This window comes from Enterobacter sp. UPMP2061 (genome assembly GCF_053709615.1).
On sequence record NZ_JBSKJP010000001.1, the window covers coordinates 675,100 to 700,104 of the forward strand.

Consider the following 25,005-nt stretch of genomic DNA (forward strand, 5'->3'; position numbering starts at 1 on the left):
TCCAGAATAGAAACGGAACCCCCATATCGGGAAGACGTATTTTAAGGAATAACAATGAAAAAAATCGCCATCGCCTGTGCATTACTCTCCAGTTTTGTTGCCAGCAGCGTCTGGGCTGATGCAGCCAGCGACCTTAAAAGCCGACTGGATAAAGTGAGCAGCTTCCACGCCAGCTTCACGCAAAAAGTGACTGACGGCAGTGGCAACGCGGTGCAGGAAGGTCAGGGGGATTTGTGGGTGAAACGCCCGAATCTCTTCAACTGGCACATGACCCAGCCGGATGAAAGCGTGCTGGTGTCTGACGGGAAAACCTTATGGTTCTACAACCCGTTTGTTGAGCAGGCGACCGCCACCTGGCTGAAAGACGCGACCAGCAATACGCCGTTTATGCTCATTGCCCGTAACCAGTCCAGCGACTGGCAGCAGTACAACATTAAACAAAACGGTGATGAGTTCGTCCTGACGCCAAAAGGCAGCAACGGTAACCTGAAGCAGTTCACCATTAACGTGAGTAGCAACGGTACCATTAATCAGTTCGGTGCGGTTGAGCAGGACGATCAGCGCAGTAGCTATCAGCTTAAGTCTCAGCAAAACGGCGCCGTAGATGCTTCGAAATTCACCTTTACCCCGCCGCAGGGCGTAACGGTGGACGACCAACGTAATAAGTAAGAGGCATGAGTGAGCAACCTTTCGCTCGATTTTTCAGATAATGCGTTTCAACCTCTGGCCGCCCGTATGCGGCCAGAAAATTTAGCGCAGTACATCGGCCAGCAACACCTTCTGGCTGCGGGGAAACCCTTGCCGCGCGCCATAGAGGCCGGGCATCTGCACTCCATGATCCTCTGGGGGCCACCCGGCACCGGCAAAACAACCCTCGCTGAAGTGATCGCCCGCTATGCTAACGCGGACGTTGAGCGCATCTCGGCGGTGACGTCCGGCGTGAAGGAGATCCGAGAGGCGATCGAGCGCGCGCGGCAAAACCGTAATGCCGGGCGCCGCACCATTCTGTTTGTCGATGAAGTCCACCGTTTCAATAAAAGCCAGCAGGATGCGTTTCTGCCGCACATTGAAGACGGCACGATTTTCTTCATCGGCGCAACCACGGAAAACCCGTCGTTTGAGCTGAACTCTGCGCTCCTTTCCCGCGCCCGCGTTTACCTGCTTAAATCCCTGACCACAGAGGATATCGAAAAGGTTCTGACCCAGGCGATGGAGGACAAAGCGCGGGGTTACGGCGGACAGGATATCGTTCTGCCGGACGACACGCGTCATGCGATCGCTGAACTGGTCAACGGCGATGCCCGTCGGGCGCTGAATACGTTGGAAATGATGGCCGATATGGCCGAAGTGGATGATGCCGGAAAGCGGGTGCTAAAGCAGGAGCTGCTGACCGAAATAGCCGGTGAGCGCAGCGCACGCTTCGATAATAAAGGCGATCGTTTTTACGACCTGATCTCTGCATTACATAAGTCCGTGCGCGGCAGCGCCCCGGATGCGGCGCTCTACTGGTACGCGCGTATCATTACCGCCGGTGGCGATCCGTTATATGTCGCGCGTCGCTGCCTGGCCATCGCGTCAGAAGATGTCGGTAATGCCGATCCACGAGCCATGCAGGTCGCTATTTCCGCCTGGGACTGCTTTACCCGCGTCGGACCCGCGGAAGGTGAGCGTGCCATTGCGCAGGCAATTGTCTATCTGGCCTGCGCGCCGAAAAGTAACGCGGTGTATACCGCCTTCAAAGCGGCGATGTCAGATGCACGTGAACGTCCGGACTACGATGTGCCGGTTCATCTGCGCAATGCGCCAACCAAATTGATGAAAGAGATGGGTTACGGGCAGGAGTATCGCTACGCCCATGATGAACCCAATGCCTACGCCGCCGGCGAGGAGTATTTCCCGCAGGAGATGGCACAAACCCGCTATTATCACCCCACAAACAGAGGTCTTGAGGGTAAGATTGGCGAAAAGCTCGCCTGGCTTGCCGGACAGGATCAAAATAGCCCTATAAAACGCTACCGTTAGTTCAATCGTTGCGGTAATGTTGGCAATATATCTCTGTGGCCGCAGGCTGTGGTCACTTTTTCCTTTTTTAATTCGATAAGCACAGGATAAGCATGCTCGATCCCAATCTGCTGCGTAATGAGCCAGACGCAGTCGCTGAAAAACTGGCACGCCGGGGCTTTAAGCTGGATGTAGATAAGCTGCGCGCTCTTGAAGAGCGTCGTAAAGTTTTGCAGGTACAAACTGAAAATCTGCAAGCAGAGCGTAATTCTCGATCGAAATCCATTGGCCAGGCGAAAGCGCGCGGGGAAGATATTGAGCCATTACGCCTGGAAGTGAACAAACTGGGTGAAGAGCTGGATCAGGCGAAAGCTGAACTGGATGTTCTTCAGGCTGAAATTCGTGATATCGCTCTGGCGATCCCGAACATTCCTGACGACAGCGTGCCTGTCGGCAAAGACGAAAACGACAACGTTGAAGTGAAACGCTGGGGCACGCCTCGCGAGTTTGACTTCGAGGTGCGCGATCACGTCACGCTGGGCGAAATGCACGCGGGCCTGGACTTTGCGGCTGCGGTTAAGCTGACGGGTTCTCGCTTTGTGGTCATGAAAGGTCAAATTGCCCATCTGCATCGCGCTCTGGCGCAGTTCATGCTGGATCTGCACACCGAGCAGCACGGCTACAGCGAAACCTACGTTCCGTATCTGGTTAACCACGATACGCTGTACGGTACCGGCCAGTTGCCGAAATTTGCTGGCGATCTGTTCCACACCCGTCCGCTGGACGAGGAAGCAGACAGCAGCAACTACGCGCTGATCCCAACCGCGGAAGTACCGCTGACCAACCTCGTGCGTGATGAGATCATCGACGAAGACGATCTGCCAATCAAACTGACCGCGCACTCTCCATGTTTCCGTTCTGAAGCCGGTTCTTACGGTCGCGATACACGCGGTCTGATCCGTATGCACCAGTTCGATAAAGTTGAGATGGTGCAGATCGTTCGTCCGGAAGAGTCTATGGACGCGCTGGAAGAGATGACCGGTCATGCTGAGAAAGTGCTGGAGCTGCTGGGCCTGCCGTACCGCCGTATGGCGCTGTGCACCGGCGACATGGGCTTCGGTGCCTGCAAAACCTTCGACCTTGAAGTCTGGGTGCCTGCGCAGAACACCTACCGTGAAATCTCCTCCTGCTCCAACGTCTGGGATTTCCAGGCGCGTCGTATGCAGGCGCGTTGCCGCAGCAAATCTGACAAGAAAACCCGTCTGGTTCATACCCTGAACGGTTCCGGTCTGGCAGTAGGCCGTACGCTGGTTGCTGTGCTGGAAAACTACCAGCAGGCTGACGGACGCATTGAGATCCCTGAAGTGCTGCGCCCTTACATGAAAGGCCAGCAGTTCATCGGCTAATTATTTGCTCTAAGACAAAAAAGCGCCTCAGGGCGCTTTTTTTATGCCTCTGATTTGATACGAAGCAATAACCCCTCCCTCTAAAGTAGTAATACTCCTCCGAACGAAAGTCAGCATAAAACACTGATAACCAAAAATATCGTTATACATAAAACTATATAGCGGTGTATGCCGCCCTTTATTTCTTTGTGAGCAACCAAAGTGAGTCTTTATGAAAATCAAAGCGCCTGAAGCGTTAATGGCTGCCGAGGTCACTCGCCGTGGGTTGATGAAAACCACGGCAATAGGCGGTCTGGCGGTTGCCAGCAGCGCCTTTACGCTCCCTTTTACCCGTCTGGCGTCGGCGGCGGAGGCTCTGTCTCCCGCTTCAGCCCCGGAAAAAGTGGTGTGGAGTGCCTGTACCGTTAACTGTGGTAGCCGTTGTCCTCTGCGTATGCATGTTGTGGACGGTGAAATCAAATATGTCGAAACAGACAATACCGGAGATGATAACTACGAAGGGTTACATCAGGTTCGTGCCTGTCTGCGTGGCCGTTCAATGCGCCGTCGCGTTTATAACCCGGATCGTCTGAAATACCCAATGAAGCGCGTCGGTAAGCGTGGGGAAGGGAAGTTCGAGCGTATTAGCTGGGACGAAGCCTACGATATCATCGCGACCAACATGCAGCGCCTGATCAAAGAGTATGGCAACGAATCCATCTACCTCAACTACGGCACCGGGACGCTGGGCGGTACCATGACCCGCTCCTGGCCGCCGGGTAAAACGTTGGTGGCGCGCCTGATGAACTGCTGCGGCGGCTATCTCAATCATTACGGCGACTACTCTTCCGCACAGATTGCTGCGGGGCTGAACTACACCTACGGCGGCTGGGCAGACGGTAACAGCCCGTCGGATATCGAAAACAGTAAACTGGTGGTGTTGTTCGGTAACAACCCAGGCGAAACCCGGATGAGCGGCGGTGGGGTAACCTATTATCTTGAGCAGGCGCGCGCCAAATCCAACGCACGTATGATCATCGTCGATCCGCGCTATACCGATACCGGCGCGGGACGTGAAGACGAGTGGATCCCTATTCGCCCTGGTACCGATGCGGCGCTGGTCAATGCGCTGGCGTATGTGATGATCACTGAAAACCTCGTCGATCAGCCGTTCCTTGATAAATACTGCGTTGGTTATGACGAGAAGACCCTGCCAGCCAGCGCACCGGCTAACGGGCATTACAAAGCGTACATTCTTGGTCAGGGCAGCGACGGGGTAGCGAAAACCCCTGAGTGGGCATCCACCATTACCGGCATTCCAGTCGAGCGTATTGTTCAGCTGGCCCGTGAAATTGGTTCAGCAAAACCGGCTTATATCAGCCAGGGATGGGGACCACAGCGTCACGCGAACGGCGAAATTGCCACCCGCGCTATTTCTATGCTCTCGATTCTGACTGGCAACGTTGGTATTCACGGCGGTAATAGCGGGGCGCGTGAAGGCTCGTATGAAGTCCCGTTTGAACGTATGCCAACGCTGGATAACCCGGTTCAGACCAGCATCTCCATGTTTATGTGGACGGACGCGATCGAGCGCGGCCCGGAAATGACCGCGCTGCGTGACGGTGTTCGGGGCAAAGATAAGCTGGACGTGCCGATCAAAATGATCTGGAACTACGCCGGTAACTGCCTGATCAACCAGCACTCTGAAATCAACCGCACCCATGAAATTTTGCAGGACGACAAGAAGTGCGAAATGATTGTGGTGATCGACTGCCACATGACCTCATCGGCGAAGTATGCCGATATTCTGCTCCCAGACTGCACTGCGTCTGAGCAGATGGATTTCGCGCTGGACGCCTCCTGCGGCAACATGTCCTATGTGATCTTCACTGACCAGGCCATCAAACCGCGCTTCGAGTGCAAAACCATCTATGAGATGACTTCCGAGCTGGCGAAACGTCTTAGCGTTGAGCAGCAGTTCACTGAAGGACGTACTCAGGAAGGGTGGATGCGCCATCTGCACGAGCTCTCACGCAAAGCCATTCCTGACCAGCCGGACTTCGATACCTTCCGCAAGCAGGGCATGTACAAGCAGCGCGATCCCGAAGGGCATCACGTGGCGTATAAAGCCTTCCGCGACGATCCGCAGGCCAATCCGCTGACCACGCCGTCGGGCAAAATCGAGATCTACTCCGAAGAGCTGGCAAAAATTGCCGCAACGTGGGAATTGCCGGAAGGGGACGTAATCGATCCGCTGCCGATTTATACGCCAGGCTTCGAAAACTACAACGATCCGCTGACGGCGAAATTCCCGCTTCAGTTGACCGGTTTCCACTACAAAGCGCGTGTTCACTCCACCTACGGCAACGTTGACGTACTGAAAGCGGCCTGCCGACAGGAGATGTGGATCAACCCGATGGATGCGAAAGCGCGCGGCATCAGTAATGGCGATCGCGTACGTATCTTCAACGGACGTGGCGAAGTGCATATCGAAGCTAAAGTGACTCCGCGTATGATGCCTGGCGTTGTCGCGCTGGGGGAAGGGGCCTGGTATAACCCGGATGCGAACCGTATCGATCAGGCGGGCTGCATCAACGTTCTCACTACGCAGCGTCCGTCGCCGCTGGCGAAGGGCAACCCATCCCACACAAACCTCGTTCAGGTTGAAAAGGCGTAAGGAGTAACCGATGACAACCCAGTATGGATTTTTTATTGATTCCAGCCGCTGCACCGGGTGCAAAACCTGCGAGCTGGCCTGCAAGGATTACAAAGATCTGACCCCGGACGTTAGCTTCCGTCGTATTTATGAATACGCGGGCGGCGACTGGCAGGAGGACAACGGCGTCTGGCATCAGAATGTCTTCGCCTATTACCTGTCGATTGCCTGCAACCACTGCGAAGATCCGGCCTGCACCAAGGTCTGCCCGAGCGGGGCAATGCACAAGCGCGACGACGGTTTTGTGGTAGTGGACGAGGATGTCTGCATCGGCTGTCGCTACTGCCACATGGCCTGTCCGTACGGCGCGCCGCAGTACAATGCCGCCAAAGGCCACATGACCAAGTGCGACGGCTGCCACAGCCGCGTGGCGGACGGCAAAAAGCCCATCTGCGTCGAGTCCTGCCCGCTGCGCGCGCTGGACTTTGGCCCGATTGAGGAGCTGCGCAAAAAACACGGTCAGCTTGCTGCCGTCGCGCCGCTGCCGTCTGCGCACTTCACGAAGCCGAGTATTGTGATTAAACCTAACGCCAACAGCCGTCCGACGGGTGACACCACCGGCTACCTGGCAAACCCGAAGGAGGTGTGAGATGGGAAGTGGATGGCATGAATGGCCGCTAATGATCTTCACGGTCTTTGGGCAGTGCGTGGCGGGCGGGTTTATCGTCCTTGCGCTGGCGCTGTTAAAAGGGAACCTCAATGCTGAACAGCAGCAGCGTTTGGTGTTAAGCATGTTTGGCCTGTGGGTGTTGATGGGCATTGGGTTTATCGCCTCTACGCTGCACCTGGGCTCACCGATGCGCGCGTTCAACTCCCTGAACCGCGTAGGTGCCTCTTCGCTGAGTAACGAGATTGCCAGCGGGGCAATCTTCTTTGCCGTTGGCGGGCTGGGGTGGTTACTGGCAGCGGTGAAAAAGCTGCCGTCAGGGTTACGCGCGTTGTGGCTCATCGTCACCATGGTACTGGGCGTTGTCTTCGTCTGGATGATGGTCCGGGTGTACAACACCATCGATACCGTTCCGACCTGGTACAGCGTCTGGACGCCGATGAGCTTCTTCCTGACCATGTTTATTGGCGGGCCGCTGCTGGGTTATCTGCTGCTGCGTGTGGCTGGCATTAATGGTTGGGCGATGCGCCTGCTGCCCGCGGTCTCGCTGCTGGCGCTGGTAATCAGTACCGTTGTCGCGCTCATGCAGGGAGCGGAGCTGGCGACCATTCACAGCTCTATCCAGCAGGCTTCGGCGCTGGTGCCGGATTACGGTTCGCTGATGGCCTGGCGTGTGGTGCTGCTGACGGCGGCGCTGGTGTGCTGGATTGCCCCTCAGCTTAAAGGTTACTCGCCTGCGCTGCCGTTACTGTCCCTGGCCTTTGTGCTGGTGCTGGCAGGGGAGTTAATTGGTCGCGGCGTATTTTACGGTCTGCATATGACGGTCGGTATGGCTATCGCCAGCTAATTTTAGATTTTGTTATAAAAAGCCGGGACATAGCGCCCGGCTTTTCTTTTTTCATTCATGAAATTTTTCGACTGATGTTTCGTTGTAAAAATTCCCGGAAATAAATAAAAACAAATAGATAATTAATATCAGTAACAGGCTTTGCATTAGCAGGATGAGTTTTTTAAATCGACAAGGCGCATAACGTGCGTGACGCCTGAACCGGTGGATTGACTTTGTTTTTGCCAGTGGCATGATGCGCACGAAATCTGAACTTCCTCACGGTTTTTAATCCATGACCACCTATACCCGCCCGGTGCTTTTGTTGCTCTGTGGCCTGCTTTTGCTGACCCTGGCGATCGCGGTGTTAAACACACTCGTCCCGCTATGGCTCGCCCATGAAAACTTACCGACCTGGCAGGTGGGTATGGTTAGCTCGTCCTTTTTTACGGGCAATCTGCTGGGCACCTTATTAACGGGCAGCCTTATTAAGCGCTTTGGTTTTAACCGCAGTTATTATCTGGCGTCGCTGATCTTTGCCGTCGGCTGCGCCGGTTTAGGCCTCATGGTCGGCTTCTGGAGCTGGATGGTCTGGCGCTTTATTGCGGGCGTCGGCTGCGCCATGATCTGGGTGGTGGTTGAAAGTGCGCTAATGTGCAGCGGAACGTCCCGTAATCGCGGGCGTCTGCTGGCGGCCTATATGATGGTTTACTACGTCGGTACCGTTCTGGGACAGCTGATGGTCAGCAAACTGCCAACCGACCTGATGAGCGTGCTGCCGTGGGTGACGGGCATGGTTCTGGCGGCGATCCTGCCGCTGCTCTTTACCCGCATTGTGAATCAAAACAGCGAGCATCAGGAAGCTACCCACGTCTGGCCGATGCTGAGACTGCGCCAGGCGCGTCTGGGGGTTAACGGCTGCATTATTTCCGGGATTGTGCTGGGCTCGCTCTATGGCCTGATGCCGCTCTATCTTAACCATCAGGGCGTCAGTGATTCCGGGATCGGTTTCTGGATGGCGGTGATGGTCAGCGCGGGGATTGTCGGGCAGTGGCCGATTGGCCGCCTGGCGGACCGCTTTGGTCGTCTGCTGGTGCTGCGCGTCCAGGTTTTCGTGGTCATCATGGGCTGTCTCGCCATGCTCAGCAACGCCGCAATGGCGCCTGCGCTGTTCATTCTGGGAGCTGCGGGCTTTACGCTCTATCCGGTCGCGATGGCCTGGGCCTGTGAGAAAGTTGAGCATCACCAACTGGTTGCAATGAACCAGGCTTTGTTGCTGAGTTACACCATCGGCAGTTTACTGGGGCCGACTTTTACCGCTATGCTCATGCAAAATTATTCTGACAATCTGCTGTTTATTATGATCGCCAGCGTGTCGTTTATTTATCTGTTAATGCTGCTGCGCAAAGTGGGCGAACATCCAACGCCAGTGGCCCATGCATGACTTATTAAAAGCCTGTCGATGACAGGCTTTTTTGTCCCTGTCACATATAAGACTTTTACTTATTGTGAGTTTTTACTGCCTGGCGATAATTCAAATGAGTTTACCACTAAAAGGCAGCAATCATGTCTACTCGTCGTTTTTCCACTACCGCACTTGCCGTAGTGTTGGCTTTAACGTTTGCAACGGCTCCGGCCATGGCTAATCCAGGAAACGGGAATGGCGGTGGTCACGGAAACGGTGGCGGACAAGGTAATAGCGGCAATCATGGTAACGGGAACGCTGGTAACCATGGTAATAAACACAATAACGGTCAGGATAACCCTGGGAAATCGGATAAGAGCTTTAAAAACAGCAAAGATGTCGGTAATGATGTGGATGCTCGCGTGAGCTTCGATCATGCCCGCCATCTGGCACTGAATTACGGCTTAACAGGCTACGACTCTCTGCCTCCGGGAATTGCGAAAAACCTGGCGCGCGGTAAGCCACTGCCTCCGGGCATTGCGAAGAAAACCGTGCCAGCCGATATGCTGGGTCAGCTTCCTTCCTATCCGGGCTATGAATGGCGCGTGGTAGGTGACGACCTGGTCTTAATTGCGCTAAGTACGGCGATTGTGACTTCCGTTATTAACGGCGTCTTTAAATAGAATATAGAAAGGCCCGGTTTTCACCGGGCCTTTTCGTTAATACATGACCTTGTGGCCATACTGCTCAAGAATACCTTTGACGCGCTCCATCGTCTCTTTTTTCGGCGGCTTCACGCCATCGAGTTTGTACTCTTCACCCATCGCCACCCATTTATGTTTACCCAGCTCGTGATAGGGCAGGAGTTCAATTTTCTCCACGTTACCCATATCCCGGGTAAATTCACCCAGACGATGTGCAGAGTCATCATCATCTGACCAGCCCGGCACCACCACGTAGCGGATCCAGGTCTTGACGCCTTTATTGGCAATGTATTTGGCAAATTCCAGCGTACGGTGGTTTGAAACGCCAACCAGATTCTGGTGGATCTCATCGTTCATCTGCTTGAGATCGAGCATCACCAGATCGGTCACTTCAAGCAGTTCATCAATAACCGGATCGTAACGGCGCACAAAGCCGTTGGTGTCGAGGCAGGTATGAATGCCTTCTTTGTGGCAGGCGCGGAACCAGTCGCGCACAAATTCAGCCTGAAGAATGGCTTCACCGCCGGATGCCGTCACGCCACCGCCGGACGCATTCATGAAGTGGCGATAGGTCACCACCTCTTTCATCAGATCCTCAACGGTGACTTCTTTACCGCCATGGGTGTCCCAGGTGTCACGGTTATGGCAGTACAGGCAGCGCATCAGGCAGCCCTGGAAGAAAGTGATAAAGCGGATCCCCGGGCCATCGACGGTGCCACAGGATTCAAAGGAGTGAATGCGACCAATAATTGACATTGCGGTGATATCTCCGAATTTGGCCCATCCGGGGGCCTATGTAGATGCACAGCTCAAAGGCTATGTCGAGTCTGTTTTGGCTGTTATCCATTAAGTATAGATAGCGGACAAAAGAGACTGATAAAGCGAGGGTGTTAAAAAGGCCCCACTTGCGTGGAGCCTTTATTGTACGCTTTTTAACGCGTGATTTCAGTCAATTCCACTTACATGGACTGAGTGAAAGTACGGGTAATAACGTCCTGCTGCTGTTCTTTCGTCAGGGAGTTAAAACGTACTGCGTAACCAGATACGCGGATGGTCAGCTGAGGATATTTCTCAGGGTGTTCCATCGCGTCGAGCAGCATTTCACGGTTCATCACGTTCACGTTCAGGTGCTGACCACCTTCGATGGACGCTTCGTGGTGGAAGTAACCATCCATCAGACCCGCCAGGTTAGTTTTACGCACTTCGTCGTCTTTACCCAGCGCGTTTGGCACGATAGAGAAGGTGTAAGAGATACCATCTTTCGCGTAAGCAAACGGCAGTTTAGCAACGGAGGTCAGAGAGGCAACCGCACCTTTCTGGTCACGACCGTGCATTGGGTTAGCACCTGGGCCGAATGGCGCGCCAGCACGACGACCGTCTGGGGTGTTACCGGTTTTCTTACCATACACAACGTTAGAGGTGATGGTCAGAACAGACTGAGTCGGGATAGCGTTACGATAGGTAGTGAGTTTCTGAATTTTCTTCATGAAACGTTCTACCAGGTCAACCGCCATGTCATCAACGCGAGCGTCGTTGTTACCAAACTGCGGATATTCGCCTTCGATTTCGAAGTCGATAGCCAGACCATCTTCGTCACGAATTGGTTTAACTTTCGCATATTTGATTGCAGACAGGGAGTCAGCCGCAACGGACAGACCTGCGATACCACACGCCATGGTGCGAACGACGTCACGGTCGTGCAGCGCCATCAGAGAGGCTTCGTAGCTGTACTTGTCGTGCATGTAGTGGATAACGTTCAGCGCGGTCACGTACTGTTTAGCCAGCCAGTCCATGAAGTGGTCCATGCGCTCCATGACTTCGTCATAGTTCAGCACGTCGCCTTTGATCGGTTCAGACTTAGGACCAACCTGCATTTTCAGTTTTTCATCAACGCCGCCGTTGATTGCGTAAAGCATGGTTTTCGCCAGGTTTGCACGCGCACCGAAGAACTGCATTTGCTTACCAACAACCATTGGACTTACACAGCAAGCGATAGCGTAGTCATCGTTGTTGAAGTCAGGACGCATCAGGTCATCGTTCTCGTATTGCAGAGAAGAGGTGTCGATGGACACTTTAGCGGCGAATTTCTTGAAGTTCAGAGGCAGTTTTTCAGACCACAGAACGGTGATGTTCGGCTCCGGAGAAGGACCCATGGTGTACAGGGTGTTCAGGAAGCGGAAGCTGTTTTTGGTTACCAGAGTACGGCCATCTACGCCCATACCGCCGATAGATTCGGTTGCCCAGATTGGGTCACCAGAGAACAGCTCATCATATTCTGGGGTACGCAGGAAGCGAACCATACGCAGTTTCATGACCAGGTGGTCAATCATTTCCTGAGCGTCTTGTTCGGTGATTTTGCCTGCTTTCAGGTCACGTTCGATGTACGCATCCAGGAAGGTGGATACGCGGCCGAAGGACATTGCTGCACCGTTCTGAGACTTAACAGCGGCCAGGTAGCCGAAGTAGGTCCACTGGATAGCTTCCTGAGCGTTGGTTGCAGGACCAGAGATATCGCAGCCGTATTTAGCCGCCATCTCTTTGATCTGACCCAGCGCACGGTGCTGTTCAGCGATCTCTTCACGCAGACGGATAGTCGCTTCCAGGTTTACGCCGTTTTCCAGGTCAGACTGGAGAGAGACGAACTGTGCGTATTTGTCTTTCATCAGGAAGTCGATACCGTACAGCGCAACGCGACGGTAGTCACCGATGATACGGCCACGGCCATAGGCATCTGGCAGACCAGTCAGAACGCCAGATTTACGGCAGTTCAGAATGTCTTTGGTGTAAACATCGAATACGCCCTGGTTATGGGTTTTACGGTATTCGGTGAAGATTTTTTTCAGCATTGGGTCCAGCTCGCGGTTATACGCTTTGCAGGAACCTTCAACCATTTTGATACCACCGAACGGGATGATTGCGCGTTTCAGTGGTGCTTCAGTTTGCAGACCAACGATTTTCTCAAGGGCTTTGTTGATGTAGCCAGCATCGTGAGAAGTGATGGTAGAAGCAACGGAGGTGTCAAAATCAACTGGCGCGTGAGTGCGGTTTTCCAGTTTAACGCCTTCCATTACGCTGTCCCACAGCTTGGTGGTTGCGTCAGTCGCACCAGCCAGGAAGGATTCGTCACCTTCATACGGAGTATAGTTTTTCTGAATGAAGTCACGGACGTTGACTTCATTCTGCCAGTCACCTTTCGTAAAACCTTCCCAGGCTGTGGCTAACTTTTCATTAAGCTCGGACATGTAACACCTACCTTCTTAAGTGGATTTTTTATTTACTGCCTGAGACAACCATTAATGATGATCGCCGCCACGCAGGTAAATGACCCAGTATGTCAACCCAACTAACAGACCCCCACCGATAATGTTCCCGATAGTGACGGGGATCAGGTTATCAGTAATGAAGTTCATAATAGTCAGGTGTGAAAAACTTTCCGGGGTTGAACCTACAGCAGTCCAGAACTCCGGGCTTGCAAAGTTGCGGATAACAATCCCCATCGGGATCATGAACATATTCGCAATACTGTGCTCAAAGCCGCTGGCAACAAACATCGCAACCGGCAGAACCATAATCATGGCTTTATCCATCAGGCTACGACCAGAGTAGCTCATCCAGACCGCCAGGCAGACCATCAGGTTTGCGAGGATGCCGAGAGCAACAGCTTCGATAAATGTATGGTGCATTTTGTGGTCGGCGGTTTGCAGGACGTTAAGCCCCCAACCGCCGTTGGCGGTCATATACTCGCCAGAGAGCCACATCAACAGAACAAAGAGCAGACAGCCAATCAGGTTGCCAACGTAAACGTTGAGCCAGTTGCGCCCCAGTTGACCCCAGGTAATTCTTCCGCTGGCTTTTGCCACCACAATCAGCACCGTTGAGGTGAAGAGGTCGGCGCCGCAGATGACGCAGAGAATCAGGCCCAGTGAGAAGCAAATACCACCAATCAGTTTCGCTATGCCGAAAGGCATCCCGGCAGTGCCGGTGGTGGCTGTGATATAGAAGACGAAAGCGATGGAGATGAACACCCCAGCCGTAATGGCCAGAAAGAACGTCGTCATCGGATGTTTCGTGGCTTTGTAGACACCCGCTTCTTCGGCAACTTTCGCCATCGCAGCGGGGAGTAATAGATCAAAAGGGTTGTCAGCTTTCACACTAACTCTCTCTTTATTAAGTCGGCGACGAGATACTAACAAAGCATTATAGAAGAGAAATTGATATAGATCATATCTCGCCTGGCTTATAGGCCCGCAGTGTGTATGGTTTTACAGCAAAAGCGGAGTAAGTATTTGATTATCCGTATAAAAATAAATTTTAAAAGTTATGAAAAGAGTTGAATTTTTTCCTTCAGCCTCCCGTGGAACAGTTAATTAAAATGGAGTATTTATTATAATTAGTAACAGTAAAGCTCAGGTAAGCGTTTTTATATTTACCCGTGGTTAACTTAATTATTACAATTAAACGTCATTGCGGAAAAATAAAAAAAAGGGGCAATGAACTTGCCCCGTAATATAGCTCAGGCGATTGAATACGCCTACAGCCATTAATGTTATATGCGCTTATTTTGACCAGTAAGCGGCTTTTGCCTTCTGCAATTTTTCATACGCATTCAGCAGTGACTGATGCGCCGGGAAGGCTTTCAGATCGTTGTCAACCGCTTGCAGGCCGTAGAATGGTTCTTCACCGCTCAACGCCGCGCTGGCAGCTTCAACGGCATCCGCACCGTACATACGTACAAAGGCGTTCAGATACTGCAATGGCTCGCGGTCGTCTTCCTGAGAAAGCAGGAGCAGCGTTTGCAGGCAACGGTAATAGTTTGTGCGCTCGGCGGAGAAGACGGACTGGTTAAACTCCATCGTCCACTCGGTCCAGGCCAAAGCCTGATCCAGATCGCCGCCCGCCAGCGCCAGCATCGCTTTCAGCTCGCCGATGCGCAGGGTGTACCAGCCGTTATCTTTTCCGGTCGCCAGACCCAGCAGTTCGCGCACGCGGGTGAAATCATCGTGTCCTTCTTCGTCCAGCTGGGCGATCAGGTTCAGATAATCTTCTTTATCCCACTCGCTGCCTGGCAGGGCCAGCAGGGTTTCACGCAGATGCGCGCCCATGCTGTTGTTCGCCAGCCACAGATCTTCTGCCGGATAAATGTCCGACATACCTGGCACAATAATACGGCACGCGTAAACGCCGAGGTGTTCATAGTCGGCAATGTAAACTTCCTGATCTTCCGCGTTGAAGATCGCCATCAGGGTGGCGAATTCTTCTTCCGTCGTACCGGCAAAGCTCCAGTCCACGAACGGATAGTCCGCGTCCTGTTTGAACATATCCCAGGAGATCAAACCGCTGGAGTCGATGAAGTGCGTTTCGAGGTTGGTGTGCTCGGCGACTTCTTCGTCATCAAAGGTTGGCGGAGTAAAGACATCGAGATCTTTCAGGCTACGACCTTGCAGCAGTTCGGTTACGGTACGCTCCAGCGCCACGCCGAAGTCCGGGTGCGCGCCGAAGGAGGCGAAGCTGGTGCCATTTGCCGGGTTGAACAGTACCACGCAGATAACCGGATATTTGCCGCCCAGAGAACCGTCATAAGCAAAGATTGGGAAACCTTCTGCTTCCAGTTTGGCGATGGATTCCACCACGCCCGGGTAGCGCGCCAGCACGTCAGCCGGGATCTCCGGCAGGCTGATGGATTCAGCAATAATGCGGTTTTTGATATGACGCTCGAAAACTTCAGACAATCCCTGCACGCGCGCTTCGTTGCGGGTATTACCGGCAGACATGCCGTTAGACACATACAGGTTGCCGACGATGTTCATCGGGATATAAACGGTCTGCTCGTCAGACTGACGGGTGAACGGCAGGGCGCAGATCCCACGATCCTCATTGCCGGATTGCAGGTCGATCAACATGCTGCCGGTCAGTTCGTTTTCCGGATCGTAGAACGCGCGCAGGCGGGCATCGAGAATGCCTTCCGGCAGTTCATCGTTTTCGGTCAGCGGGAACCATTTTTCGTTCGGATAGTGAACGAACGGACCGTTGGCAATAGTTTCGCCCAGCCAGAAGTCGGCGAAGAAGTAGTTGGTGGACAGACGCTCAAAATACTCACCCAGCGCAGAGGCCAGCGCCGCTTTTTTGGTCGCGCCTTTACCGTTGGTAAAGCACAGCGCACAGTCTTTGTCGCGAATATGCACGGACCAGACGTGAGGCACCGGATTCAGCCAGGAGGCTTCTTCGATATTAAAGCCCAGGTCGGTCAGTTTCTGCTGGAAGCGAGCGATGGAATCTTCCAGAGCGGCGTCTTTGCCGGGGATAAACGTTTGAGTCATGGCGTTCACTTTTATCGTACGTAAAGCGCGCAATGATACGGGTTTTGCGTGACGGGTGCTATCTCCGGCGAAAATAAATGGCTGGACTATGCTTATAAGCAGTAACCTACTGTTAAGGCATAAAAAAATGAAAGCTTTCGATCTCCAGCGGATGGCGTTTGATAAAGTCCCTCCTGAGTTTTTAGGCGAAGTAGCGCTGCGCAGCCTGTACACCTTTGTACTCGTTTTCCTGTTTCTGAAAATCACCGGACGTCGCGGCGTGCGGCAGATGTCGCTGTTTGAAGTGCTGATCATCCTGACGCTGGGGTCGGCGGCAGGGGACGTTGCCTTTTATGACGATGTGCCGATGGTGCCGGTCTTTATCGTCTTCGTGACGCTTGCACTGCTGTACCGGCTGGTCATGTGGCTGATGTCGAAAAGTGAGAAACTGGAAGATCTGCTCGAAGGGAAGCCGGTGGTGATTGTCGAAGATGGTCAACTGGCCTGGGAGAATGTGCAAAGCGCCAATATGACGGAGTTTGAGTTCTTTATGGAACTCCGTTTGAGCAGCGTTGAGCAACTGGGGCAGGTGCGTCTGGCGATTATGGAAACGAATGGTCAAATCAGCGTCTATTACTATTCCGACGATGAGGTGAAGCCCGGCCTGTGCATCCTGCCGGATATGCTCATCGAGCGATACAAAACTGTACCTGAAGCGGGCGAGTACGCCTGCATAAAATGTAGTCATGTCGTGGTTATGCAGGCGGGCGAACATCAATTATGCCCCCGCTGTACGAATCCAGAATGGACGAAGGTTAGCCGGGCTAAACGTAACACCTGACAGCGATTTTGTCGGTTTTGTGACAACGGTACGGCAGATTGTATTGTGTGACGAGGGGCACATTTCTTCGGCCATCAGTTTTAGACATTGCGGCGCGTGTCACTGAATGATAAAACCGATATCCACAGTTATAACTTATGGCTTTTAGCGTGGTGAGGGGAAATGGCTCAAGTCTTTAATTTCAGTTCAGGTCCGGCAATGTTACCGGCAGACGTGCTCAAACAGGCTCAACAGGAGCTGTGTGACTGGAACGGTCTGGGTACGTCGGTGATGGAAGTCAGCCACCGGGGTAAAGCGTTTATTCAGGTGGCGGAAGAAGCAGAAAAGGATTTTCGCGATCTGCTGAACATTCCCTCGAACTACAAAGTATTGTTCTGTCACGGCGGTGGACGCGGCCAGTTTGCGGGTATCCCGCTCAATCTACTGGGCGACAAAACCACCGCTGATTACGTTGATGCCGGCTACTGGGCGGCCAGTGCGGTAAAAGAAGCGCACAAATATTGCACGCCGAATGTCATCGATGCCAAAGTGACCGTTGACGGTCTGCGCGCCGTGAAGCCGATGAGTGAGTGGCAGCTTTCTGACAACGCCGCGTATCTTCACTACTGCCCGAACGAAACCATCGACGGTATTGCCATTCACGAAGAGCCAGACTTTGGCGAAAATGTCATTGTGACGGCGGATCTCTCTTCAACCATTCTGTCCACCCCGCTGGATGTCAGCCGCTACGGCGTCATCTACGCGGGTGCCCAGAAAAACATCGGTCCTGCGGGTCTGACTATCGTTATTGTGCGTGAAGACCTGCTGGGGAAAGCCCATAAGTCTTGCCCGTCAATTCTGGATTACACCGTCCTGAACGACAACGATTCCATGTTCAACACCCCACCAACGTTTGCCTGGTATCTCTCCGGCCTGGTCTTCAAATGGCTGAAGCAAAAAGGCGGTGTGGCGCAGATGGATAAGATCAATCAGCAAAAGGCTGAACTGCTGTACGGCGTGATCGACAAGAGCGATTTCTACCGTAACGATGTCGCCAAAACTAACCGTTCGCGCATGAACGTGCCGTTCCAGCTGGCGGACAGCAACCTGGATAACGTGTTCCTGGAAGAGTCCTTCGCGGCGGGTCTGCATGCGCTGAAAGGCCACCGTGTGGTAGGCGGAATGCGCGCCTCTATCTATAACGCCATGCCGCTGGAGGGCGTTAAAGCCCTGACTGATTTCATGATCGACTTCGAACGTCGTCACGGTTAATTGGCTGTTTTTCACCCCCGCAGCGTTCCTGCGGGGTTTTTATTATGTTGAGTTGAGAGTTGAGTTTCATGGAATCCCTGACGTTACAACCTATCGCGCGGGTAGATGGCACCATTAATCTGCCTGGTTCAAAAAGTGTCTCGAACCGCGCTCTGCTGCTGGCAGCTCTGGCAAACGGCACCACCGTCCTCACTAATCTGCTGGACAGCGATGACGTGCGCCATATGCTCAATGCACTGAAAGCGTTGGGCGTTCAGTACGCGCTGTCTGACGATCGTACCCGTTGTGAAGTCACCGGTAACGGCGGCGCGTTACATTCTGCTGAAGCGCTGGAGCTTTTCCTGGGTAACGCCGGTACCGCGATGCGTCCTCTGGCCGCAGCGCTGTGTCTGGGGAGTAACGATATTGTGCTGACCGGTGAGCCGCGAATGAAAGAGCGTCCGATCGGCCATCTGGTGGATGCCCTGCGTCAGGGCGGCGCGCAGATTGATTATCTTGAGCAGGAAAATTACCCGCCCCTGCGTCTGCGCGGGGGATTCACTGGCGGCAATGTTGAGGTTGACGGTAGCGTTTCCAGCCAGTTCCTGACCGCGCTGCTGATGACCGCACCGCTGGCACCACAGGACACCGTCATCAACATTAAAGGCGACCTGGTTTCTAAGCCGTACATTGATATCACCCTGCACCTGATGAACACCTTTGGTGTTGAGGTGGAAAACCAGTCTTATCAGCGTTTCGTGGTGCGCGGAGCGCAGCAGTATCACTCCCCGGGCCACTACCTGGTTGAAGGCGATGCTTCATCCGCCTCCTATTTCCTTGCCGCAGGCGCGATTAAAGGCGGTACGGTTAAAGTGACGGGCATTGGCCGCAACAGCGTGCAGGGCGATATCCGTTTTGCTGACGTGCTGGAAAAAATGGGCGCGGTGGTGACCTGGGGCGATGACTTCATCTCCTGCACCCACGGTGAGCTGAACGCCATCGATATGGATATGAACCATATTCCGGATGCGGCGATGACCATTGCCACCGCTGCGCTGTTTGCGAAAGGCACCACCACGCTGCGAAACATTTACAACTGGCGTGTGAAAGAGACGGACCGCCTGTTCGCGATGGCAACCGAGCTGCGTAAAGTGGGGGCCGAGGTAGAAGAGGGCGAAGACTACATTCGCGTCACGCCGCCGGCAAAACTGCAATTTGCAGAAATTGGCACCTACAACGATCACCGCATGGCGATGTGTTTCTCGCTGGTGGCGTTGTCAGATACGCCAGTCACTATCCTTGATCCGAAGTGTACGGCAAAAACGTTCCCGGACTACTTCGAACAGCTGGCGCGCATTAGCACCCTGGCCTGATGATCGTATGCCGCATCACCTGATGCGGCATTTCCTTACGCTTTCTGACACTCATCCTCTTTCATTTCTTCTACACTCTGCTTCAATCATTCCGTAATTTGCACGCAAAGGTAACAGTTGCGCACGTTGGCGCGTATAATGCGCGGCGTTCATGTAAACGGTATGCCTTAATTAAGGAGAAAAAGATGACGGCAATTGCCCCGGTAATCACCATTGATGGGCCAAGTGGCGCAGGGAAAGGTACTCTGTGCAAAGCGATGGCGGAAGCATTGCAATGGCATCTTTTAGATTCGGGAGCAATCTATCGCGTGCTGGCGCTGGCTGCGCTGCATCATCATGTGGATGTTGCGTCTGAAGAAGCGCTGGTACCGCTGGCTGCGCATCTGGATGTGCGCTTTGTCTCGACCGATGGCAACCTTGAAGTGATCCTGGAAGGGGAAGATGTCAGCGGTGAAATCCGTACGCAAGAAGTGGCCAATGCGGCCTCTCAGGTGGCGGCTTTCCCACGCGTTCGTGAAGCGCTGTTACGTCGCCAGCGCGGTTTCCGTGAAGCGCCGGGGCTGATCGCCGACGGCCGCGACATGGGAACCGTGGTATTCCCCGATGCGCCAGTGAAAATTTTCCTTGACGCCTCTTCAGAAGAACGTGCTCAACGCCGCATGCTTCAGTTGCAGGAAAAGGGGTTTAGTGTTAACTTTGATCGCCTTTTATCCGAGATAAAAGAGCGCGATGACCGCGATCGTAACCGCGCCGTCGCACCACTTGTTCCCGCGCAAGACGCATTAGTGCTGGATTCAACCAGTTTAACTATTGAGCAAGTGATTGAAAAAGCGCTACAATATGCGCGCCAAAAACTGGCACTCGCGTAATCGCGACCGATTTAGCAGTACCCCCGCTGCAATGGATTGACGGCGGGTATGTGAAACAACCCCATCCGGCACGGAGCCAGGTGGACGTTAATATTAACCTGAAGATTAAACATGACTGAATCTTTTGCTCAACTGTTTGAAGAATCCTTAAAAGAAATCGAAACCCGTCCGGGTTCCATCGTTCGTGGCGTTGTTGTTGCTATCGACAAAGACGTTGTACTGGTTGACGCCGGTCTGAAATCTGAGTCTGCCATCCCGGCTGAGCAGTTCAAAAACGCCCAGGGCGAGCTGGAAATCCAGGTTGGTGACGAAGTTGACGTTGCTCTGGACGCAGTAGAAGACGGCTTCGGCGAAACCCTGCTGTCTCGTGAGAAAGCTAAACGTCACGAAGCATGGATCACGCTGGAAAAAGCTTACGAAGAAGCTGAAACTGTGGTCGGTGTTATCAACGGCAAAGTTAAAGGTGGCTTCACTGTTGAGCTGAATGGTATTCGTGCGTTCCTGCCAGGTTCTCTGGTAGACGTTCGTCCAGTCCGTGACACCCTGCACCTCGAAGGCAAAGAGCTTGAGTTCAAAGTAATCAAGCTGGACCAGAAGCGTAACAACGTTGTTGTTTCCCGTCGTGCCGTTATCGAATCCGAAAACAGCGCAGAACGCGATCAGCTGCTGGAAAACCTGCAGGAAGGCATGGAAGTCAAAGGTATCGTTAAGAACCTCACTGACTACGGCGCATTCGTTGACCTGGGCGGCGTTGATGGCCTGCTGCACATCACCGACATGGCGTGGAAACGCGTTAAGCACCCAAGCGAAATCGTGAACGTGGGCGACGAAATCACTGTTAAAGTGCTGAAGTTCGACCGCGAGCGTACTCGTGTATCCCTCGGCCTGAAACAGCTGGGCGAAGATCCATGGGTAGCTATCGCTAAGCGTTACCCAGAAGGTACTAAACTGACTGGTCGCGTTACCAACCTGACTGACTACGGCTGCTTCGTTGAAATCGAAGAAGGCGTTGAAGGTCTGGTGCACGTTTCCGAAATGGACTGGACCAACAAAAACATCCACCCATCCAAAGTTGTTAACGTTGGTGATGTAGTGGAAGTGATGGTTCTGGATATCGACGAAGAACGTCGTCGTATCTCCCTGGGCCTGAAGCAGTGCAAAAACAACCCATGGCAGCAGTTCGCGGAAACCCACAACAAGGGCGACCGTGTTGAAGGTAAAATCAAGTCTATCACTGACTTCGGTATCTTCATCGGCCTGGACGGCGGCATCGATGGCCTGGTTCACCTGTCTGACATCTCCTGGAACGTTGCAGGCGAAGAAGCAGTTCGTGAATACAAAAAAGGCGACGAAATCGCAGCAGTTGTTCTGCAAGTTGACGCAGAGCGTGAGCGTATCTCCCTGGGCGTTAAACAGCTCGCAGAAGATCCGTTCAACAACTGGGTTGCACTGAACAAGAAAGGCGCAATCGTAAACGGTAAAGTGACTGCTGTTGACGCTAAAGGCGCAACCGTAGAACTGGCTGACGGCGTTGAAGGTTACCTGCGCGCTTCCGAAGCTTCACGTGACCGCGTTGAAGATGCAACTCTGGTTCTGAGCGTTGGTGACGACGTTGAAGCTAAGTTCACCGGTGTTGACCGTAAGAACCGTGCAATCAGCCTGTCTGTTCGTGCTAAAGACGAAGCTGATGAGAAAGATGCAATCGCAACTGTGAACAAACAGGAAGATGCAAACTTCTCTAACAACGCAATGGCTGAAGCTTTCAAAGCAGCTAAAGGCGAGTAAGTTCAGGTTCGCACCATCATTTGAGCTGTAACGCATTTACAGCGCGAAGGATGGAGAGCAGACTTGACAGATTGCAGGATTCGTCCTGTAATCAATAACAAAGGGCGGCTACGGCCGCCCTTGTTTAATAAGCTGTTCAGCTAATGGGTTTGAAAGGAACCGGAGGAATCATGACCAAGTCAGAATTGATTGAAAGACTTGCCAGTCAGCAACCGCATATCCCTGCCAAGGCTGTGGAAGATGCCGTTAAAGAGATGCTGGAGCATATGGCTACCACTCTTGCCCAGGGCGAGCGCATTGAAATCCGCGGTTTCGGTAGTTTTTCTCTGCACTATCGTGCACCACGTACCGGGCGTAACCCGAAGACTGGCGATAAAGTGGAGCTGGAAGGAAAGTATGTTCCGCACTTTAAGCCGGGTAAAGAACTGCGCGATCGCGCCAATATTTACGGTAACTGAGTTTAATCATCAGGGTTAAACTGAGTTTAAAGAAAGCACCTTAGGGTGCTTTTTTTGTATCCCGCCCCTGCATTTCTGAATACGCGCCGCATTTAAATTTTCTCTTTGCTGTAAACGCTTAAAAACGTTGCAGCGCCCGCTGTAAATCACGTTTTTTCTGTCTGACGACGCATCAGTCCCGCCGCATAATCGCCTGAAACATGGAGGTGAAGATGGGGATCCACGTTATCAGTATGTGCGCCACTCTGGCCATAATCCCGCTCTATTGGTTACCCGTTTTGCCAGATTTGCATCTTGTCTGGTTGCTGATTGCCGCAGGAATTGCGTTATCCGTACAGCAGAGAAAATGGCTCAGGTTTTCAGGCCTCACATTGCTTTTTATGTGCTGGGGGATCCTGGCCGCTCAGGAAAGCGTATGGCCGATGAACTATTTAACGCAAGCACCGCAGCAGTCCGAGGTGGTCATTACCGCAACGGACGGCGCAACGATGCATCAGGGAAGGATTGTCAGCCTCAATGGAGAACGCGTATGGGCTGCCATGGGCGTGGCGCTGTATGGCAACTATCTGCCGCAAAACGTCTGCGTGGGTCAACGCTGGGCAATGACCCTGCGGCTCAGGGCGGTACACGGAGAACTCAACGATGGCGGCTATGATTCACAGAAAAATGCCTTTGCCCGACACCAGACGCTGAGTGGACGGTTTACCCATGCGGCGCTCGTTGACGAACGCTGTAGTCTGCGTGCGCAATACCTGACATCACTACAGAATACTCTTTCAGCATATCAGTGGGGACCCGTGATCCTGGGGTTGGGGATGGGGGAGCGGCTGTCGGTCTCGCGGGAGATAAAAAACCTGATGCGTGATACCGGAACGATGCATCTGATGGCAATCTCAGGATTGCATATTGCGCTGGCCGCTTCTGTAATATGGTTTCTGGCGCGGGGCATCCAGTTCTTCCTGCCGGGCCGCTGGATTATCTGGCAAATCCCCTTGCTGACAGGGCTGATTTTTGCCGCCTTTTACGCATGGCTAACGGGCTTGCAGCCGCCCGCGCTGCGTACGGTTAACGCGCTTGCGGTACTGGCTGCATTAAAAATGAGTGGTCGCCAGTGGTCGCCCTGGCAGGTATGGCTTACCTGCGTGGCGGCGATCCTGTTTTTCGATCCACTGGCGGTACTGTCACAAAGCCTGGCGTTGTCAGCGTTTGCGGTCGCCGCGCTTATTTTTTGGTATCAGTGGTTGCCTCTCCCGCACTGGCAACGTGGCCGGTGCCTGCGGTCGCTGGCGACGCTAGTGTATTTGCAGGTCGGAATGCTGCTGCTTCTGTTGCCGCTTCAGGTCCTGATTTTCCATGGTTTCAGTCTCTCCTCGCTGGTGGCGAACCTGTTTGCCGTTCCCCTGGTCACTTTCATCTCAGTTCCGCTGATCCTGCTCGGCATGTTTCTGCATCTGTTTCCGGTCGCTGCGCTGGAAAGTATCGTCTGGCTGGCTGCCGATAAATCTCTGGCAGGGCTTTTCTGGCTATTGATGCGTTTACCGAATGGCTGGCAGGACGTTGATGAACGCTGGCAATACCTGACGTTACTGCCGTGGCTGCTGGTCATTGGCTGGCGATTCAGGGCCTTCAGCGCAGCCCCCGCAGTCTGTCTGGCAGGCAGCGTGGTGCTGGCCTTTCCCCTCTGGCACAGGGTTAAAACAGACAGCTGGTCCCTGCATATGCTGGATGTAGGGCAGGGGCTGGCGATGGTCATTGAGCGTCACGGGAAGGCCATTCTGTATGACACCGGGCTGGCATGGCCCGGTGGGGACAGTGCGCAGCAGCTGATTATCCCCTGGCTACGCTGGCATCATCTGAAACCGGAAGGGGTGATCCTGAGCCATGAACATCTCGACCACGCGGGGGGACTGGCATCGCTAAAAGCTGCCTGGTCCGCAATGTGGATCAGGAGCCCCTTATCCTGGTCCGGACATCTTCCGTGCTTTCGAGGACAGCGATGGCAGTGGCAGGGTTTAACGTTCTCCGTGCACTGGCCACCCGAAAACACCTCGGCGAAAGGTAACAACCGCTCCTGTGTGGTAAAAATCGATGACGGCGAACAGAGCGTGTTACTGACCGGAGACATTGAAGCGCAGGCAGAACTGGCAATGCTAAGCCATCGCTGGCGTCAGCTTGCGTCTACACTGATCCAGGTGCCGCATCATGGAAGTAACACGTCATCTTCAACACCGTTGCTACAGCGCGTAGAGGGGCAGGTTTCGTTGGCCTCGATGGCTCGCTATAACGCGTGGCGTTTCCCTTCTATTGAAGTGGTCCGGCGCTATCGAACGGAGGGATATCTCTGGCTTGATACCCCGCATTCCGGGCAGATATCTGTGACCTTTTCGCACCATAGTCGGCAAATTCGTCGCTTACGCGAACACTATTTACCGCGTTGGTATCATCAGTGGTTTGGCGCGCCCGTAGATAACGGGTAGAATATGCGGCTATTTCAACAAATGCTGGTTTT

General features: G+C 53.5%; 19 protein-coding genes. 15 read left to right on the forward strand and 4 right to left on the reverse strand.

Annotation, left to right across the window (positions count from 1 at the left end):
• Positions 1-54 precede the first annotated feature (54 nt).
• The 8 genes from lolA (at position 55) to ACWKXX_RS03220 (ending at position 9,623) form a co-directional block, all read left to right on the forward strand.
• Positions 55-669: an outer membrane lipoprotein chaperone LolA gene (gene lolA, locus ACWKXX_RS03185; protein WP_003858270.1), complete on the forward strand. Its 615-nt coding sequence runs from the start codon at positions 55-57 to the stop codon at positions 667-669.
• Between the two features lie 9 nt (positions 670-678).
• The gene (gene rarA / locus ACWKXX_RS03190) at positions 679-2,022 is read left to right on the forward strand and encodes a replication-associated recombination protein RarA (RefSeq protein WP_045329339.1); all 1,344 of its coding nucleotides are present in this window, start codon (positions 679-681) and stop codon (positions 2,020-2,022) included.
• Between the two features lie 92 nt (positions 2,023-2,114).
• Positions 2,115-3,407, forward strand: a complete 1,293-nt coding sequence (gene serS / locus ACWKXX_RS03195) for a serine--tRNA ligase (protein WP_003858266.1) — start codon at positions 2,115-2,117, stop codon at positions 3,405-3,407.
• Positions 3,408-3,618: 211 nt separating this feature from the next.
• Positions 3,619-6,063 carry a dimethylsulfoxide reductase subunit A gene (gene dmsA, locus ACWKXX_RS03200; RefSeq protein WP_261666336.1) on the forward strand — a complete coding sequence of 815 codons (2,445 nt, stop codon included), beginning with the start codon at positions 3,619-3,621 and terminating at the stop codon, positions 6,061-6,063.
• A 10-nt stretch (positions 6,064-6,073) separates the two neighbouring features.
• Entirely contained in the window at positions 6,074-6,691 is a 618-nt protein-coding gene (locus ACWKXX_RS03205; protein ID WP_017384545.1) for a DMSO/selenate family reductase complex B subunit, read from the forward strand.
• A gap of 1 nt (position 6,692) precedes the next feature.
• Positions 6,693-7,556 carry a dimethyl sulfoxide reductase anchor subunit family protein gene (locus ACWKXX_RS03210; RefSeq protein ID WP_017693703.1) on the forward strand — a complete coding sequence of 288 codons (864 nt, stop codon included), beginning with the start codon at positions 6,693-6,695 and terminating at the stop codon, positions 7,554-7,556.
• Positions 7,557-7,830: 274 nt separating this feature from the next.
• Positions 7,831-8,979 (forward strand): MFS transporter, encoded by a 1,149-nt coding sequence (locus tag ACWKXX_RS03215; protein WP_003858254.1) that lies wholly within the window; start codon positions 7,831-7,833, stop codon positions 8,977-8,979.
• A 122-nt stretch (positions 8,980-9,101) separates the two neighbouring features.
• The gene (locus ACWKXX_RS03220; RefSeq protein WP_017384833.1) at positions 9,102-9,623 is read left to right on the forward strand and encodes an anti-virulence regulator CigR family protein; all 522 of its coding nucleotides are present in this window, start codon (positions 9,102-9,104) and stop codon (positions 9,621-9,623) included.
• A 36-nt stretch (positions 9,624-9,659) separates the two neighbouring features.
• On the opposite strand, the gene pflA is transcribed toward ACWKXX_RS03220, so the two are convergent.
• From pflA to ycaO, 4 genes are all read right to left on the reverse strand, one after another.
• Positions 9,660-10,400: a pyruvate formate lyase 1-activating protein gene (gene pflA / locus ACWKXX_RS03225; protein ID WP_003858250.1), complete on the reverse strand. Its 741-nt coding sequence runs from the start codon at positions 10,398-10,400 to the stop codon at positions 9,660-9,662.
• 203 nt (positions 10,401-10,603) lie between these two features.
• The gene (gene pflB / locus ACWKXX_RS03230) at positions 10,604-12,886 is read right to left on the reverse strand and encodes a formate C-acetyltransferase (protein WP_015570975.1); all 2,283 of its coding nucleotides are present in this window, start codon (positions 12,884-12,886) and stop codon (positions 10,604-10,606) included.
• Positions 12,887-12,937: 51 nt separating this feature from the next.
• Positions 12,938-13,795, reverse strand: a complete 858-nt coding sequence (gene focA / locus ACWKXX_RS03235; protein ID WP_017384832.1) for a formate transporter FocA — start codon at positions 13,793-13,795, stop codon at positions 12,938-12,940.
• A 405-nt stretch (positions 13,796-14,200) separates the two neighbouring features.
• Positions 14,201-15,961, reverse strand: a complete 1,761-nt coding sequence (ycaO, locus tag ACWKXX_RS03240; RefSeq protein ID WP_261666335.1) for a 30S ribosomal protein S12 methylthiotransferase accessory factor YcaO — start codon at positions 15,959-15,961, stop codon at positions 14,201-14,203.
• A 127-nt stretch (positions 15,962-16,088) separates the two neighbouring features.
• On the opposite strand from ycaO, the gene ACWKXX_RS03245 reads away from it, so the two are divergent.
• The 7 genes from ACWKXX_RS03245 (at position 16,089) to ACWKXX_RS03275 (ending at position 24,973) form a co-directional block, all read left to right on the forward strand.
• The gene (locus tag ACWKXX_RS03245) at positions 16,089-16,781 is read left to right on the forward strand and encodes a DUF421 domain-containing protein (protein ID WP_017384830.1); all 693 of its coding nucleotides are present in this window, start codon (positions 16,089-16,091) and stop codon (positions 16,779-16,781) included.
• A 162-nt stretch (positions 16,782-16,943) separates the two neighbouring features.
• On the forward strand, positions 16,944-18,032 hold the full coding sequence (gene serC / locus ACWKXX_RS03250) for a 3-phosphoserine/phosphohydroxythreonine transaminase (protein WP_017384829.1): 1,089 nt from the start codon (positions 16,944-16,946) through the stop codon (positions 18,030-18,032).
• Between the two features lie 68 nt (positions 18,033-18,100).
• Positions 18,101-19,384 carry a 3-phosphoshikimate 1-carboxyvinyltransferase gene (aroA, locus tag ACWKXX_RS03255; protein WP_032647891.1) on the forward strand — a complete coding sequence of 428 codons (1,284 nt, stop codon included), beginning with the start codon at positions 18,101-18,103 and terminating at the stop codon, positions 19,382-19,384.
• A gap of 185 nt (positions 19,385-19,569) precedes the next feature.
• Positions 19,570-20,253 carry a (d)CMP kinase gene (gene cmk, locus ACWKXX_RS03260; RefSeq protein WP_015570968.1) on the forward strand — a complete coding sequence of 228 codons (684 nt, stop codon included), beginning with the start codon at positions 19,570-19,572 and terminating at the stop codon, positions 20,251-20,253.
• Positions 20,254-20,364: 111 nt separating this feature from the next.
• A complete protein-coding gene (rpsA, locus tag ACWKXX_RS03265; protein WP_003858235.1) occupies positions 20,365-22,038 on the forward strand; it encodes a 30S ribosomal protein S1 in 1,674 nt (557 codons plus the stop codon).
• Between the two features lie 170 nt (positions 22,039-22,208).
• A complete protein-coding gene (gene ihfB, locus ACWKXX_RS03270) occupies positions 22,209-22,496 on the forward strand; it encodes an integration host factor subunit beta (protein ID WP_003858233.1) in 288 nt (95 codons plus the stop codon).
• A gap of 212 nt (positions 22,497-22,708) precedes the next feature.
• On the forward strand, positions 22,709-24,973 hold the full coding sequence (locus tag ACWKXX_RS03275; protein WP_261666334.1) for a ComEC family protein: 2,265 nt from the start codon (positions 22,709-22,711) through the stop codon (positions 24,971-24,973).
• The last annotated feature ends 32 nt before the right edge of the window (positions 24,974-25,005 follow it).

Excerpts from the sequence above, each read along its gene's own strand:
- aroA (WP_032647891.1), top strand. The coding sequence starts at position 18,101 with ATGGAATCCCTGACGTTACAACCTATCGCGCGGGTAGATGGCACCATT.
- ACWKXX_RS03245 (WP_017384830.1), top strand. The coding sequence starts at position 16,089 with ATGAAAGCTTTCGATCTCCAGCGGATGGCGTTTGATAAAGTCCCTCCT.
- ihfB (WP_003858233.1), top strand. The coding sequence starts at position 22,209 with ATGACCAAGTCAGAATTGATTGAAAGACTTGCCAGTCAGCAACCGCAT.
- ACWKXX_RS03215 (WP_003858254.1), top strand. The coding sequence starts at position 7,831 with ATGACCACCTATACCCGCCCGGTGCTTTTGTTGCTCTGTGGCCTGCTT.
- ACWKXX_RS03275 (WP_261666334.1), top strand. The coding sequence starts at position 22,709 with ATGGGGATCCACGTTATCAGTATGTGCGCCACTCTGGCCATAATCCCG.
- serS (WP_003858266.1), top strand. The coding sequence starts at position 2,115 with ATGCTCGATCCCAATCTGCTGCGTAATGAGCCAGACGCAGTCGCTGAA.
- ACWKXX_RS03205 (WP_017384545.1), top strand. The coding sequence starts at position 6,074 with ATGACAACCCAGTATGGATTTTTTATTGATTCCAGCCGCTGCACCGGG.
- serC (WP_017384829.1), top strand. The coding sequence starts at position 16,944 with ATGGCTCAAGTCTTTAATTTCAGTTCAGGTCCGGCAATGTTACCGGCA.
- pflB (WP_015570975.1), bottom strand. The coding sequence starts at position 12,886 with ATGTCCGAGCTTAATGAAAAGTTAGCCACAGCCTGGGAAGGTTTTACG.
- ACWKXX_RS03220 (WP_017384833.1), top strand. The coding sequence starts at position 9,102 with ATGTCTACTCGTCGTTTTTCCACTACCGCACTTGCCGTAGTGTTGGCT.
- rpsA (WP_003858235.1), top strand. The coding sequence starts at position 20,365 with ATGACTGAATCTTTTGCTCAACTGTTTGAAGAATCCTTAAAAGAAATC.
- ACWKXX_RS03210 (WP_017693703.1), top strand. The coding sequence starts at position 6,693 with ATGGGAAGTGGATGGCATGAATGGCCGCTAATGATCTTCACGGTCTTT.
- cmk (WP_015570968.1), top strand. The coding sequence starts at position 19,570 with ATGACGGCAATTGCCCCGGTAATCACCATTGATGGGCCAAGTGGCGCA.
- pflA (WP_003858250.1), bottom strand. The coding sequence starts at position 10,400 with ATGTCAATTATTGGTCGCATTCACTCCTTTGAATCCTGTGGCACCGTC.
- lolA (WP_003858270.1), top strand. The coding sequence starts at position 55 with ATGAAAAAAATCGCCATCGCCTGTGCATTACTCTCCAGTTTTGTTGCC.
- dmsA (WP_261666336.1), top strand. The coding sequence starts at position 3,619 with ATGAAAATCAAAGCGCCTGAAGCGTTAATGGCTGCCGAGGTCACTCGC.
- ycaO (WP_261666335.1), bottom strand. The coding sequence starts at position 15,961 with ATGACTCAAACGTTTATCCCCGGCAAAGACGCCGCTCTGGAAGATTCC.